Source organism: Flavobacterium sp. (assembly GCF_027531905.1).
Taxonomy (GTDB): domain Bacteria; phylum Bacteroidota; class Bacteroidia; order Flavobacteriales; family Flavobacteriaceae; genus Flavobacterium.
The window spans coordinates 19,061-32,517 of sequence record NZ_JAPZSU010000030.1; the positions used below are offsets into that span (position 1 = coordinate 19,061).

General features: G+C 32.5%; 11 protein-coding genes and 1 other RNA gene. 7 read left to right on the top strand and 5 right to left on the bottom strand.

Annotation, left to right across the window (positions count from 1 at the left end; translation table 11 throughout):
• Positions 1–63: 63 nt before the first annotated feature.
• Entirely contained in the window at positions 64–666 is a 603-nt protein-coding gene (locus O9307_RS08635; protein WP_298297796.1) for a phosphatase PAP2 family protein, read from the top strand.
• Positions 667–735: 69 nt separating this feature from the next.
• The gene (gene bshA / locus O9307_RS08640; protein WP_298297798.1) at positions 736–1,869 is read left to right on the top strand and encodes an N-acetyl-alpha-D-glucosaminyl L-malate synthase BshA; all 1,134 of its coding nucleotides are present in this window, start codon (positions 736–738) and stop codon (positions 1,867–1,869) included.
• A 48-nt stretch (positions 1,870–1,917) separates the two neighbouring features.
• Here bshA and O9307_RS08645 read toward each other — a convergent pair whose 3' ends face one another.
• The gene (locus O9307_RS08645) at positions 1,918–2,349 is read right to left on the bottom strand and encodes a hypothetical protein (protein WP_298297800.1); all 432 of its coding nucleotides are present in this window, start codon (positions 2,347–2,349) and stop codon (positions 1,918–1,920) included.
• A gap of 359 nt (positions 2,350–2,708) precedes the next feature.
• On the opposite strand from O9307_RS08645, the gene aroC reads away from it, so the two are divergent.
• From aroC to O9307_RS08660, 3 genes are all read left to right on the top strand, one after another.
• Positions 2,709–3,770, top strand: coding sequence for a chorismate synthase (gene aroC / locus O9307_RS08650; protein ID WP_298297803.1), 1,062 nt, complete (start codon positions 2,709–2,711; stop codon positions 3,768–3,770).
• A 51-nt stretch (positions 3,771–3,821) separates the two neighbouring features.
• Positions 3,822–5,078: a cation:dicarboxylase symporter family transporter gene (locus tag O9307_RS08655; RefSeq protein WP_298297806.1), complete on the top strand. Its 1,257-nt coding sequence runs from the start codon at positions 3,822–3,824 to the stop codon at positions 5,076–5,078.
• Positions 5,079–5,268: 190 nt separating this feature from the next.
• Positions 5,269–7,473: a response regulator gene (locus O9307_RS08660; protein WP_298297809.1), complete on the top strand. Its 2,205-nt coding sequence runs from the start codon at positions 5,269–5,271 to the stop codon at positions 7,471–7,473.
• On the opposite strand, the gene O9307_RS08665 is transcribed toward O9307_RS08660, so the two are convergent.
• Together O9307_RS08665 and O9307_RS08670 are read right to left on the bottom strand one after the other, a co-directional pair.
• Positions 7,470–8,720: a DEAD/DEAH box helicase gene (locus O9307_RS08665; RefSeq protein WP_298297812.1), complete on the bottom strand. Its 1,251-nt coding sequence runs from the start codon at positions 8,718–8,720 to the stop codon at positions 7,470–7,472. The two genes, O9307_RS08660 and O9307_RS08665, sit on opposite strands and share 4 nt — an antisense overlap.
• 126 nt (positions 8,721–8,846) lie before the next feature.
• On the bottom strand, positions 8,847–9,887 hold the full coding sequence (locus O9307_RS08670) for a formimidoylglutamase (RefSeq protein ID WP_298297815.1): 1,041 nt from the start codon (positions 9,885–9,887) through the stop codon (positions 8,847–8,849).
• 88 nt (positions 9,888–9,975) lie between these two features.
• Between O9307_RS08670 and O9307_RS08675 the strand changes: the two genes are divergently transcribed.
• Positions 9,976–10,851, top strand: coding sequence for a hypothetical protein (locus tag O9307_RS08675; protein WP_298297817.1), 876 nt, complete (start codon positions 9,976–9,978; stop codon positions 10,849–10,851).
• Between the two features lie 51 nt (positions 10,852–10,902).
• On the opposite strand, the gene hutI is transcribed toward O9307_RS08675, so the two are convergent.
• Both hutI and O9307_RS08685 read right to left on the bottom strand, forming a co-directional pair.
• On the bottom strand, positions 10,903–12,141 hold the full coding sequence (gene hutI / locus O9307_RS08680) for an imidazolonepropionase (RefSeq protein WP_298297820.1): 1,239 nt from the start codon (positions 12,139–12,141) through the stop codon (positions 10,903–10,905).
• 4 nt (positions 12,142–12,145) lie between these two features.
• The gene (locus O9307_RS08685) at positions 12,146–13,198 is read right to left on the bottom strand and encodes a glutaminyl-peptide cyclotransferase (protein WP_298297823.1); all 1,053 of its coding nucleotides are present in this window, start codon (positions 13,196–13,198) and stop codon (positions 12,146–12,148) included.
• An 88-nt stretch (positions 13,199–13,286) separates the two neighbouring features.
• On the opposite strand from O9307_RS08685, the gene ffs reads away from it, so the two are divergent.
• An RNA gene (ffs, locus tag O9307_RS08690) (signal recognition particle sRNA small type) lies at positions 13,287–13,384 on the top strand.
• Positions 13,385–13,457: the final 73 nt, after the last annotated feature.

Sequence of the window (13,457 nt, forward strand, 5' to 3'; positions counted from 1 at the left end):
TTTAAACTAGATTATTTTAAATGTAATCTAGTTTTTTTGTTTTCAACCTTTCCTTATTACTCAATGACAAAAAAAATTTTCATTCTTTTTTTATTGCTATTTGTGTCACGTTTGTTTTCGCAAAACTTTGATATCAATACGTTGCGTTCTATCAATTTGAATCGCAATGAGAGTTTAGATCCAACATTTGAGCATATTACCAATAGTTATGCAGTTGTGAGTATTGGAACACCTCTGACAATGTATGCAGTTGGGCTAATTAATAAAGATGCAAAATTAAAAAAAGATGCCATTTTTATTGTAGAGTCCGTGGCTGCTTCAGTATTTATTACGGTTGCTTTAAAAGAAGCTATTAAAACAGATCGCCCTTTTGTTACGTACCCAGAGATTGAAAAATTAACTTCTGCGGGTGGTTATTCTATGCCTTCAGGACATACTTCTATTGCTTTTGCAACTGCTACTTCTTTGAGTATGGCTTATCCCAAATGGTATGTAATTGTACCTTCATTTGTTTGGGCATCCGCTGTTGGCTATTCTAGAATGCATCTTGGAGTACATTATCCAAGTGACGTTGTTGCAGGCGCACTCATTGGAAGTGGATCCGCTTATCTTACTTATAAGATCAACAAATGGATGAATAAGAAAAGAAATAAGGAAGGACTATAAGTTATTTTTACTTTCCTTAACTTTTTGATTGCTCATTTTTAAGTACTTTCGTTATCCTAAAATAAATACATGAAAATAGCCATTGTTTGTTATCCCACATTTGGTGGAAGTGGTGTAGTAGCTACAGAACTTGGACTTGAATTAGCTAGAAGAGGACATGAAATTCATTTCATTACTTACAGTCAGCCAGTCCGTTTAGCACTTTTAAATCCAAATGTGCATTACCACCAAGTGAATGTTCCGGAATATCCTCTATTTCACTATCAGCCTTATGAATTAGCCTTGTCTAGTAAGTTGGTTGATATGGTAAAATTGTACAAAATTGAAGTGCTTCATGTTCATTATGCTATTCCGCATGCTTATGCAGGTTATATGGCTAAGCAAATGCTAAAAGATGAAGGGATGAACATTCCAATGGTAACTACACTTCATGGAACCGATATTACATTAGTTGGAAATCATCCTTTTTACAAACCAGCTGTAACATTTAGTATCAATAAATCAGATTTTGTAACGTCAGTTTCAGAAAGTTTAAAAGCAGATACGCTTAAGTTATTTTCTATAAAAAATGAAATTCAAGTAATACCGAATTTTATTGATTTAGATAGAGAAAAGAAAGATCCTTCAACGCCTTGCCATCGTTCGGTTATGGCAAGTCCAACGGAAAGAATTATCACACACATTAGTAACTTTAGGGGGGTAAAAAGAATTCCAGATGTAATTAAAATTTTCTTTAAAATTCAAAATGAAATTCCTGCGAAGTTAATGATGGTAGGGGATGGTCCAGAGAAACAGAAGGCTGAAGAATTATGCTTTCAATTAGGTATTCAAGATAAAGTGATTTTTTTTGGGAATAGCAATGAGATTGATAAGATTTTGTGTTTAACCGATTTGTTTTTGTTACCATCTGAAACCGAAAGCTTTGGTTTAGTAGCTCTTGAGGCTATGGCGAGTTCTGTACCTGTGATTTCTAGCAACTCGGGAGGACTTCCTGAAGTAAATTTTGATGGATTTTCAGGTTTTTTAAGCGATGTTGGTAATGTGGATGAAATGGCTCAAAATGCGCTTAAAATTTTAAGGGATGACGAAGTTTTAAACCTGTTTAAGAAAAATGCCTTGACTATAGCGGAAAAATTTGATATCAAAAAAATTCTACCTATTTATGAAGATCTATATCAAAGAGCGATTCAAAAATATCAATAAAAAGGGGAAGCAAAATGCTTCCCCTTTTTATTGTTTTCAATATATAAACTAAAACACATATCTAACGTTTAATCCAAAGCCTCCTGCATGAAAATCAGTGTTTTCAACAACCCAAAGGGTAGGTCTCCAATCTAAGCCTATCGCAATTGGAGCAGTTTTAAACTTGTATTCTAGACCAATTTCTCCACTAGCACCAAGTAAAAAATCATCGCCAATAAAAACAGACGGACCAACTCCTAAATACCAATTGAAAGATTCTCCTCCAAGAGGTCTATATATGAAGTCATATAATGCTTCTGCACCAACGCCGCCATTTCCAAAAGAGACATCAGCATGAATACGGCTAAATTTTCCAGCTGAAAAAACGGCATCAACTGCAACATCATTACCTGTTACATCTCCAAATCGAACCCCAATCTCTTGTGCGTTGGCAAAATGAACTGAACCGCAAAATAAAATTCCCAAAAGTAATTTTTTCATAATCTGTAATTTAAACATTAGTATTAATATAAGTTATTTTGCAAAAATAAAATAATTAAATGTAGAGGTAAACTATTTTGTTCTTTTAACAAATAATAAGCATTTTAAGATTCAAAAAAAATGATGATTGAATTTTACTTTTAAAATACTTATTGCGAATTGTTGTATTCAATATAATTCATTTGTAGTAAATATTAACTTTTTTTTTAGTATAAACACAATAAATTATTTTTATTAATACTGTAAAAGAAAAAAATTAACTAAAAAATCTTATTTTGTAATAATTATATCAAAATTTAACCTTTACGAAATTTTTTTCTTTACTTCTTAAAACTTACATTTGCTTAAAATTTTTTAAAATGGCAGGAAATAGTTACGGAACACTATACAGAATAACAACTTTTGGAGAATCTCATGGTGAAGCTTTAGGTGGTATTATCGATGGTTGTCCTCCAGGAATCACTCTTGATTTTGAAGCCATAGAGAGGGAAATGGCTAGAAGAAAGCCAGGGCAATCCGCTATTGTAACGCAAAGAAAAGAACCTGACGCAGTACAGTTTTTATCCGGTATTTTTGAAGGTAAAACAACTGGTACTCCAATTGGTTTTATTATTCCTAATACAAATCAAAAGTCTGATGATTATTCTCATATAAAAGATAATTACCGTCCAAGTCACGCAGACTATGTTTATGATAAAAAATATGGTACACGTGATTATAGAGGTGGAGGAAGAAGTTCTGCAAGAGAAACAGCAAGCAGAGTTGTAGCTGGAGCTGTGGCTAAACAAATGTTGTCTGAAATAAAAATAAATGCCTACGTATCCTCAGTTGGACCTCTTTTTCTAGAAAAACCTTATCAAGAGATTGATTTTTCAAAAATTGAGAGTAATCCGGTTCGATGCCCTGACGACGCAATGGCTTCGCAAATGGAGGAGTACATTCGAGAAATCCGTAAGCAAGGTGATACTGTTGGAGGAACGGTAACTTGTGTGATTCAAAATGTTCCTGTAGGTTTAGGAGAGCCCGTTTTCGATAAATTGCATGCAGAGTTAGGAAAAGCAATGCTCTCTATTAATGCCGTTAAGGGATTTGAATTTGGAAGTGGTTTTTGTGGTGCTAAAATGAAGGGGAGCGAGCATAATGATCTATACAATGCTGATGGTACTACAAAATCAAATCTTTCTGGTGGAATTCAGGGAGGGATTAGTAATGGTATGGATATTTATTTTCGAGTGGCTTTTAAACCAGTAGCTACCATTATGCAAAAACAAGAAACTATTGATAATGAAGGGAATTTTGTTGAAATGACTGGCAAGGGAAGACATGATCCTTGTGTTGTTCCTAGAGCAGTTCCTATTGTAGAAGCAATGGCAGCAATCGTTTTAGCGGATTTCTATTTAATTAATAAAACCTACTTATAATTTTGTATTTTAACGAGCTAAATACTTATCAATTTAATATCTAAGCAACCAATGGAATCAATCCAAACTATCAAAAAACCTTTTTTCAAGAGTCTTACAGGGCAAATATTAATAGCAATGGTTCTTGGTGCTATACTTGGGGTCGTAATTCATAATTCCGTTACTACAGAAGCAGCGCAAGAGTTTAGTAATAAAATTAAAATTTTAGCGACTATTTTTATTCGTTTAGTTCAAATGATTATTTCACCATTAGTCTTTGCGACACTTGTAGTGGGTATCGCTAAGTTAGGTGATGTGAAAGCGGTTGGTAGAATTGGTGGTAAAGCATTAGGATGGTTTTTTACGGCATCATTTATTTCTCTTTTAATTGGGATGCTTTATGTAAATGTTTTACAACCTGGCGTAGGGCTTAATCTGTCTAATGTAGATGTAACAGCGGCTTCAGATGTTACTGGTAATGCTAAAAGCCTTTCTTTTAATAATTTTATAGAACACATTGTTCCAAAAAGTATTTTTGAGGCAATGGCTACAAATGAAATACTTCAAATTGTTGTATTTTCAATTTTCTTTGGATTAGCAGCTGCTTCTCTTGGAGAAACCGCAAAGCCAATTGTTAATGCAATGGACAAAATTTCTCATATTGTTTTGAAAATGGTGAATTTTGTAATGAATTTTGCTCCAATAGGTGTTTTTGGTGCTATTGCAGGAGTTTTTGCAGTTAGAGATTTTAATGAATTAGCAATTACTTATTTCAAATTTTTCGGCTCATTTTTAGTTGGAATAGCTTCTCTTTGGGTGATATTGATACTTGTCGGGTACTTTTTCTTAGGAAAGCAAATGAAAGTGCTTTTGCAGCATATAGTTAGTCCGTTGATTATTGCTTTTGGAACCACTAGTTCTGAAGCTGTTTTTCCAAAATTAACGGAAGAATTAGAAAAATTTGGCGTTAAAGATAAAATCGTTTCATTTATGCTTCCTTTAGGATATTCATTTAATCTTGATGGTAGTATGATGTATATGACATTTGCTGGAATTTTTATTGCTCAAGCTTATGGAATTCATTTAGATTTACCAACCCAATTTACCATGTTGCTAGTTCTTATGTTGACTAGTAAGGGAATTGCTGGAGTTCCTAGAGCAAGTTTGGTAGTTGTTGCCGCTTCGTGCGGTATGTTTGATATTCCTGTAGAAGGTATAGCTTTGATTTTACCTATAGACCATTTTTGTGATATGTTTAGAAGTGCAACTAATGTTTTAGGAAATGCATTGGCAACATCAGTAGTAGGGAAGTGGGAAGAAGATAAATAACCATTTGGTGAATGTAACAAAGCCTGTTTATTTTGGTAAACAGGCTTTTTTTTGCAATTAATTGTTTTAGCTGTTTTATGTGTATTCGAGTGAAATTGTTAATTATATTAAATTTTATGTATTATTTTTAAGATAAAAAATAATAATTTATTTGTTTATAAGTGTATATTTGAAAAAATTATAAACAATAATGCGCCCAAATCAAATTGTTTTAGTATTTGTTTTGTTGTTTGGTAATGCTTCTTTTGTAGCTGCTCAAAACGACAATTTTGAAAGAAAAGAACTTATAGAACAATCTGTTCTAGCTACTAATTTTTTCCATAAAAAAGATTTTGAAAAATCTTTACTGCTATCAAGAGATATCTTAAAAAAGGCTTTGATTCTTAAGGATACCGTTTTGATAGCTGCTTCCTACAATACAATTGGTTCGAATTATAGTGAGATTTCTGAATTTGATAAGTCTATAGTATATTATAAAAAAGCATTGTTTTATGCTAATAAAACGCTTAACGATACTCTAAAATTTAAAGCCAATAATAATTTAGGAAATTTATATTGTTTTGAAAAAAGAGAATATAAAATTGGCGTCCAATATTATAAAAAAGCTATTTTTTATAGCAAAAGAATTCCTAATTATACTTATACTTTACTAACAACTTTGAACTTAGCTTGGGTCTATTTTGATGATTCAAATTTTGAGGAAGGATTAGAATACTTACTTTTTTCAAATGCAAATTTCACTAAATATGGCACAGAAACTTTAAGTGTGGTGCATCAAATGGTTAATGGGATGTATAATGATCATATTGGTAATTATGCAAAAGCTAAAAATTATTATACAAAAGCAATCGCTTTGGGATACAAATACAATGAGTTAAATGATGTTTCCTATTCGCATAACGAATTTTCTAAGCTGCTTTTTAAAATGGGGAATTATAAAGAAGCTTATATTCACCTCAGAAAGTTTGATGATCTCAAAGAGAAAATTTATAATGAAGATAAACTCATAAAAGCGTCAATTACTGGTTTGAATGTTGAATTAGATGAATATAAAAGGGAATTATCTAAAATTGAGTTGATTAAGGAGTCACAAAATCAAAACCTTAGAAAATCAAAAATTATAGTAATCTTATTTGTTATTGTTCTTTTTATTTTGCTGATATTGATTTTTACTTTGATTCGAAATAATAGTTTTAAAAGAAAATTAAACAGAGAATTGACCATTGCTAATAATGATTTGTTACTAGCCAAAGAGAAAGCGGAAGAAGCTTCCCAAATGAAATCACAGTTTGTTTCAACGATTAGTCATGAATTAAGAACACCATTGTACGGTGTAATTGGCATAACGAATATGCTTATTGATGAATACAAAGATTTGTCAACAAGTCCTCATTTGAATTCACTTAAGTTTTCGGCTCGTTATTTGCTCTCTCTGGTCAATGATATTTTGCAAATTAATAAGATTGAGGAAAATAGAATTGTTTTGGAAAGTATGACTTTTAATATTTCGGATGAAATTGAAATGATTATTCGTTCACTTTCTTTTTTATCTCAGACTAATAAAAATAAAGTTGAATTGTTGATTGATCCAAAAATTCCAGAATACTTAATTGGTGATAAATTGCGTTTCTCACAAATTCTTATGAACTTAATAAGTAATGCATTAAAATTCACTAAAAAAGGAACAATTACTATAACCGCTACATTAGAAAAGACTGAGGAAAAGCTTAATTATATTGGTTTTAAAATCAAAGATACTGGCGTAGGAATTGCAGCAATTGATCAAGATAAGATTTTTGATAAATTTGTTCAAGTAGGGCGTAATGATACAGATTATCAAGGGACTGGTTTGGGGTTGTCTATTGTAAAAAGATTATTGCATTTGTTTGGAAGCGATATTACATTAGAGAGCGTTCTTGGAGAAGGTACAACGTTTAGTTTTTGTATTCCTTTTGAAAGCGATCTAGAAAAGACCAATGAGATTATTAATAATATTAGAGTTGATTTGTCAAGTAGCCAAATTTTTAATGTTTTAGTAGTTGAAGACAATAGAATTAATCAATTAGTGACCCAAAAAATAATGGAAAAAAATCACTACAAATGTTGTGTAGTCGATGATGGTCAGAAGGCTTTAAAGATGTTAGAAAAAGAATCGTTTGATATTATCTTGATGGATATTAATATGCCATTTTTAAATGGTTTTGAAACTACTCGATTAATTCGCAATAAAAACATTCAAACTCCAATTATTGCCTTGACAGCATTTGATAAAGAAGAGATAGCAGAAGAAGCGCTATCGGCAGGTATAAACGATATTATAATCAAGCCATTTGATCAATTACGATTGTTTAAAGTAATGAGTACGCTGATACAAAATGCAAAAAACGTTGGTTAATACCAACGTTTTTTATTTTGCTTTGCATTTGCAGATTTTCTTGATTTATGAGCACCGCCACTTCTATTGGAATTTTTATGCTTTTCATTTGCTAGAGTAGGATTGCCCGATTGCCAAGGATAGGGATGATCGGTGATTGTTTTAACATCAACTTTTATTAATTTTTGAATGTCTTTCCAATACGGATGTTCATCTTTTCCGCAAAAAGAAATTGCGATACCGCCATTTCCAGCGCGACCAGTTCTACCTATTCTATGGACATACGTTTCTGGAATGTTTGGTAAGTCAAAGTTGATTACAAAGGGTAATTGGTCAATATCAATGCCTCGAGCAGCAATATCAGTAGCAACTAAAACACCAACTTCTTTGTTTTTAAAGGCATCCAAAACGCGTTGTCTTGCATTTTGAGATTTGTCTCCATGGATAGCTTCAGCGGCAATATCTCTTTTTCGCAATGCTTTTACGACGTTATCTGCACCATGTTTTGTTCTTGAAAAAACTAATACATCAGTCAAGTTTTCGTTCTTTATTAAATGATACAACAAGTTTCTTTTTTCAGCTTTTTCAACAAAATACAATCGTTGTTCTACCTTTTCAGCGGTAGAAGAAACCGGTGAAACTGTTACCGTAGCGGGATCATTCAGAAACATTTCAGCCAATTCTCTAATAGCTATTGGCATTGTAGCTGAGAATAGCAGGGTTTGTCTGTTTTTTGGGGTTAATTTTACAATTTTTTTTACATCATTCACAAATCCCATATCCAACATTTGATCGGCTTCATCTAGCACTAAAGTGTGTAAATGGTCTAAATTGATAAAGCCTTGTTTATGAAGATCTAATAGTCTTCCGGGTGTCGCGATTAATACATCGACTCCTTGTCGTAATGTATCCACTTGTGGGTTTTGGGAAACACCTCCAAAAATCGTTAATTGCGTCAAATTAGTATACTTTGCATAAGTGTCAAAGTTTTGCCCAATTTGAACCGCAAGTTCTCTAGTTGGAGTAACTACGAGTGCTCTTATTAACTTTGCTTTTTTGGAGGAACCAACAATACGATGGAGTTGATGAATGATAGGAATAGCAAATGCAGCTGTTTTTCCTGTGCCAGTTTGTGCACAACCTACAAGATCTCTACCAGAGAGAACTAATGGAATCGCTTGTTCTTGAATGGGAGTAGGTTCGGTATAACCTTCTTCAAACACTGCTTTTTGTATACTTTTTGAAAGGGATAAATCTTCGAATAACATATTTTTGAAATTTAAATTCTTTGAGTAGCACAAAGAATAAGGCAACAAAGATAGTGTTATTATTTTTGTTGCCTATTTATTTATGAAATGAAGGCTAATATGCAAATCGGTCGTTTTAAAAGCGCTTCATAATAAGTTTTGATTATACCCTTTTATAAAATCAGTGACCAAATAGCCAATTAATTTGCCAATCAAATGATTGTTTTGCTGTTGATCTAAATCGGGTGCACCTTCGCAAATATGAATGTATGAAGCATTTTTTTGTTTAGAAAAAAAGGAAATAAAGGCTCTTAATTCTTCAATAGAAAAACCACTTAATGTCATGGCGCTACTAGCAATATTCGGTATGGCATCTAAATCAATTTCAATTCCAAAAGGATCGTTTTTGATGAATTCTAGGGCGATATTCATTTCCTGTTTGAAATCTTTTTCTTTTCGAACATTAATACTGTCGTAAGTATTATAGCGGACGCGGTCTTCTAGTTTTTTTATAATATCTAAAACGCTTTTGGAAGTGTAGTTTTCATGAAGACCAAAAATAAAATACTTTTTTAAGAATCCTTCTTCAAAGGCATAAGAAAATCCATTGCCACTATGTCTTCCTTCTAATATTCTAAAATCAGAATGGGCATCAAAATTCACAGCATTGATCGCTTTTCCTTTAGCTAAAGCAGTTCCTTTTATGTTTCCATATGAATTATTATGACCACCACCAATAATGATAGGTATTTTGCCTGCTTGGATTATTGTGCAAATGATATAGGAAACTTCTTTGTCAATTCTCTTTACCAATTGACTTAGTTTTGAACGATCATCTACATCATTAAAGTCTAAATTTGTAACCTCACTCATTTCTTGTTTTACGTCAATTTGACCCAAAACAAGAATTTGGCTTCCCTTGCAAAATCGATTATGTTGAATATTGGCAATGCTTTTTATAGCGCTTTCCCATGCCGATGCAGCTCCTGGTCTTCCGTAATTCGCTCTAACACCTATGTCTTCAGGAATACCAAGTAAAACATATTTTGCTTCAGTAGATTTTATAAAGGATACAAGATCTGTATCCTTTGGTATAGTAATCATTTTTTCTCCAAACTTGATCTCACCACTTCTGTGATTGGTAATTTTAGCCAGATCACTTGAGGTGAATTGGATTAATTTTTCCATTTTTTTATTTCAAAAATACTATAAAATTGTTAACACAGGTTATACCTTTGTATTATATTCTTAATTTTGGATAAAAATTTAAAATAACATGGAAAAACAACAAAACAATTCAAGTCTAAAGGCGATTATTGCCGTTTTAGCAGTATTATTAGTAGGTAGTTTGGTTTATATCTTCAAAATGTCATCTGATGCAGAAGTGGTAAAAACAGAATTAACTACTACTTTGACAGAGAAAGAGTCTGTGATGAAGGATCTACAAACGTTAAAAGCAACTTATGACGCAGCAATTGCTGAAAATACTACAATGTCTGAAGAATTAATTCAAGAAAGAGACAAAATTGTAGCTCTTATGGATGAGTTAAATCAATCTAAAGGTGATGTTTCAAAATTTAAGACTCAATTATCTGCTTTGCAAAATAAAATGAAGTCGTTAATGACTGAAAACGAAGGATTGAAAAAAGCCAATGAAAAAGTTACTGCTCAAAGAGACAGTACCGTAGTAGTTTTAGGTGAATCTAAAAAGTTTAATGAAGTATTAGTTGGTCAAAACGAAGAGCTAGCTAAAACAGTTGAAAAAGGAGCGAAATTAACTATTTTGAATACTAAAACTGCTGCTTACAAACTAAGAAATTCTGGAAAACAAATAGAAACAGATAAAGCAAGTAGAGCTGATATCTTAAAAATTAGTTTTACTATTGCAGAAAATCAAATCGCGAAATCTGGAGACAAAACGTATTATGTTCAAGTAATTGATAGTAAAAATAACGTTTTAGGAGAAAAGCAAACAGAAACATTTGGGGAAACTATTTTAACCTATAGTTTTGCAACAACTGTAACTTATGCCAACAAAACTGTAGAAGTTTCTGAGGATTTGAAAGGTAAAAATTTCGAAAAAGGTGCTTATTTTATCAATATCTTTGATAAAGACGTATTGGTTTCTAAAACAAGTTTTACTTTAAGATAAAACGAATTGAATCTATAAAAGAAAGGAGGAATTTTGATTTCCTCCTTTTTTTTATGAGTATATTTTGCCTTCTAATAGCACCGTTTCAATTAGATTGCTACCAAAAGAATATGGCAACTGATAATAAGAAGGAATACGCTTGGTGATGATAAGATTGGCTTTTTTTCCAATAGTGATACTACCATGAGTTGTAGCAATCCCCATAGCATAAGCGCCGTTGAGGGTAGCTGCATTTATAGCTTCCTCAGGTGTCATTTTCATTTTGATACAAGCTGTTGCTACCACAAAATTCATGTTTCCTGAAGGAGTCGATCCAGGGTTGAAATCTGAAGCTAAGGCTAGTGGTAGTCCTGCTTTTATCATTTCACGTGCTGGCGTGTAGGGGATGCTTAGAAAATAGGAGCAGGATGGCAAAGCCACGGGCATTGTTTCGGTGTGCTTTAAAGCGTTAATGTCTTCTGGAGTCATTATTTCTAGATGATCTACTGATAGGGCATTATTTTGAACCCCCACTTGAATTCCACCTATCGAATTGAACTGATTAACATGAATTTTTGGTCGTAAACCATAACGAATTCCTGCGGTGATAATTTTTTCGGTTTGTGCTACCGTAAAATAACCGCTTTCGCAAAAGACATCGATAAATTCTGCTAAATTTTCTTTGGCAATTTCAGGTAGCATCTCGTTAATAATTAAGTCAATATAGGCTTCTTTATTATCTTTAAAAAGGGAAGGAAAGGCATGTGCACCCAAAAAGGTAGCTTTAATCGCAATAGGATAGTTGTTGGCTAATCTTTTGATAACCCGCAGCATTTTTAGTTCTCCTTCTACAGTTAGTCCATATCCTGATTTTATTTCTACTGCTCCTGTTCCTAATTGTATTACTTCTTTGAGTCTTTCTTCTGATTGAAGATATAATTCGTCTTCTGAGGTTTCGTTTAATTTTTTAGCTGAATTTAAGATACCGCCACCACGATTGGCAATTTCTTCGTAAGTCAAACCATTAATTCTATCTACAAATTCTTGTTCACGATTACCTGCATACACAATATGAGTATGGCTATCACACCAAGAAGGGAGTACTATTTTTCCACTGGCATCAATAGTTTTATCAGCTTTTACATCGGGTAGGTTATCCATGGAGCCAAAATCAAATATTAAATCGTCTTTGATGATCAAGTACGCATTTTTTATGGTGGGTAAAATAGCCATTGTTGTACCAGAAACCTTTGTAATATCTGAGTTTCGTACTTGTAAAAGTTCTTTTATATTGGTAATTAATGTAATCATATGCTTATTCAGAAACTTTAATTTCGAACATTTTGCTCCAATTTTTACCTGTTACCAATATTGTTTTGGTTTTAGCATTGTATGCTATTCCATTCAAGACATCATCTTTTGTGATGTCATTCATAGTTTTCCGTAAATCCGAAAGGTTTAAAATTTCTTCCACAGCACCGCTTTTTGGGTTAACAACTGCGATAGCATCCTTGAACCAGATATTTGTATAAATTTTACCATTAATTAATTCTAACTCATTAATCTCTTTGATTTTTGATGAACCTGAATACACATTAACATAATCAATCATTTTCTGAGTTGCGGGATCTACTTTCCATATTTTTTCAGTTCCGTCAGTTTGGTAAATATATTTTCCGTCGTTTGTCATTCCCCATCCTTCAATGTCTTTTTCATAATCAAAAGTTTTTTCTAGCTTTAATGTGTTAGCATTATAGATAAAACCTTTTTTATTTTTATAAGTAAGTTGAAATAATTTATCATTGATAATAGTTATTCCTTCACCAAAATAAGTGCTTTCTAAATTGATTTGCTTGTAAATTTTTCCTGTTTTATAATCATATTTTCTAATATAGGAATTGCCTTCCTGTCCCGTGCTTTCATAGAGTGTATCTTTGTAAAATTCCAATCCTTCGGTAAACGATTTCGCATCATGAGGATAGGTGTTCACAACGGTATATTTAAGCAATTTAGGTTCGATGTCAGAAACCAATTCTACTCTAGCGGTAGCTTCAGAACTGTCTCCTCCAAAATAAACCAACGCCTTGATGTTTTGGTAACCTAATTTTTGATCTTTAAAAGGAAAATCAAGACCTGTATTTCCTTTACTGGTGGAGATTTTAACCTCATTAATATAGTAAACAATACTATCAATAGTTTTAGAAGTTGGGTTCAAAACACCAACTTTTAAGACATCTTTTGAGGTGTAAAAAGGTTTGAAAGCAGAATTATCGATTGTAAAAATAGAATTTTCGCCTTTTTTTGTGTCGCCACAGTTGGTTACCATAATTCCTAATAAAATGATATAAAGGAGGTTGAGTTTTTTCATGTCTACATTTTTTGAATAAGCCAATATACAACGATATTTTTAAGAGTCAAAGCACTTGCAAAAATATAAAAAGATTGTATATTTGCACCGGCAAGTCCTACACGACCAGCTCCTGCTGACTCCCCCAGGATGGGAACATAGCAAGGGTAAGCGGTTGAGCGGTGCGATGTAGGTCGCTTGCCTTTTTTTTCTTTCTTTGAGTAAATTTAGTCTTCCTTAGGAAGATTTTTTTATTTTTACCACATCCATAAATTTCAAA